We start from the raw sequence: 2,009 nt of genomic DNA on the forward strand, positions 1-2,009 counted from the left end.
ACCGTGAAGCGCCCACGATACGGCCGGCTTCCTCCAGTTCCGGATGGACACCGGAAAACGCCGAAGACATCTGTTGATAACCCGCCGGGAGCTCGATTGTCATGAAAGCGATAAGGAGGATCCAGATCGTTCCATAGAGTTGGAAGGTGGGATTGGCATAGCTGAGGAACAGGCCAACGCCGAGAACGATGCCCGGGATCGCAACTGGAGCCGTGGCAAGGACGCCGAGGAAACCAGAACCCGGAACCGAGCGGCGGATCACCAGATAAGATACGATCAGCGCGATGGCGGTGACGGCAGTCGCTGTCAAAAATCCAAGGAGAAACGTATTGCGAAGGGCAAGCTGTGTCGCCGAGAACTCAAAAAGCACGAACCGCCAATGGCTCAAAGTCAGCGTGCTGAGGTTAATCGGGTCGCCGACAGTGCCGGTGAATGCCGTCTTGATAATAGCCAGGTACGGCAAGATGATCGTCAGGCTGAGCACACAGAAAACGAAGGCGATGGCCGGCCATTTCCATGGGCCGAGTTCGGTGATCCTTGGTGTACCGCTCTTGCCGCCGAGAACCGTATAACCCTTGCGTCCGAGGATAGATTTCTGCGCGCGCAGGAGAATGACGGTAATAATCAGCAGAGGCAGCGCAGCGGCAGCCGCGAGGCCGAGACGCGGCGGGAATTGAAAAAGGCTCCAGATTTTTGTGGTGATCACATGAAAGCCGGCAGGCAATGCGAGGATCGCCGGGGAGCCAAACATCGTCAGGGCTTGCAGAATGGCAATCAACGTTCCCGCAAGCATGGCGGGGAGGACCAGCGGAATAGTCACCTTCCGCAACGTGGTCATCGACTTGCCGCCGAGAATTGAAGAAGCATCCTCAAGATCGGATGGAACCTTGTCGAGCGCGTTTGCCACAAGCGTGAAAACATAGGGGAAGGTGAAGCAGGCGATGGCAAAGACGAGGCCACTGAACGTATAGATGTTCACCAGATACTCGGATGCTTCAAGCCCGAACATACTCCTGTACATAATATTGACAATGCCGCTGTTTGGCGCAGCCAATATCTCGTAGGCGATAGCACCAAGGAAAGGTGGTGTGACGAACGACGCTGTCACCAGCATGCGGATTGTTCGTCTGCCGGGTAAGTCCGTGCGCGCAACAAGCCATGCCATCGGCGTTGCGATGATGCAGGCGAGGACGCCAACGGCCAAGGCCATTCCGATCGCAAGGCCATAAGCGCGAAGAAGGGTCGGGTCGGCGACGAGGGCAATGTAATTGGCGAAGGTGGCGCCCGCGCCGGTATCGCTGCGAAAGCTATAGTAGACCAGCCAGAATAATGGCAGGAGAACCAGGACACTCAGGACAAGCGTCAACAGAGCGAAGGTCGGCCATGAAAAATCGATGCCGCGGCGCCGACCTTGAACCGGCAAAGCTTGAACCTGAGTGTCACTGGTCATGATCAATTATGTCCCGAAATACTTTTCATAGTTGGCTTTGATGGTGGGAATCTCGGGCTCGAGTTTCTCAGGATCCGAATGGAGAATCTTGATCTTCGACAAAGGCGTGCGATCCGCTTTTTCCTTGACGCCCGGGTGGAATGATCTCAGCCCGCCGAAATCACTGTTGAGCTGCTGCGCATCGAGCGAAAAGAGAAATGCGTAGAAGAGCTTCGCGGCGTTCGGGTTGGGGGCTTGTTTCAGCACCGCAGCGTTACCCACAGCAAGTGGTGTACCTTCGTCCGGGTAAACGATCTTGATGGGTTTTCCTTCATCAATGAGACGGAAGACGTTGTATTCATTGCCATCGACTTCGAGCGCCCGTTCGCCCTGGGCCAGCTTTTTCGGCGGCTCGGTCGAAGATTGCACCTGCATTATGTTTTGCTTGCCGAGCTTTTCGAAATAGTCCCAGCCAAGAAGCTGGCTCAACACGAACGTCGAAGTCATTACCGTGCCGCTATAACCGGGGTGCGCTTTGACCATCTTGTCCTTGAAACGCGGGTCAAGCAGATCTTCCCAC

The 2,009-nt window shown here is 55.6% G+C and carries 2 protein-coding genes; both read right to left on the reverse strand.

The features are described from left to right. On the reverse strand, positions 1-1,450 hold a 1,450-nt coding region (locus tag ACXJ5O_RS25385; RefSeq protein WP_457302326.1), incomplete at its 3' end, for an ABC transporter permease. 6 nt (positions 1,451-1,456) lie between these two features. After that, the coding region (locus ACXJ5O_RS25390; RefSeq protein WP_457302327.1) for an ABC transporter substrate-binding protein at positions 1,457-2,009 on the reverse strand (553 nt) is incomplete at its 5' end.

It is taken from the genome of Phyllobacterium sp. P5_D12 (assembly GCF_054049495.1).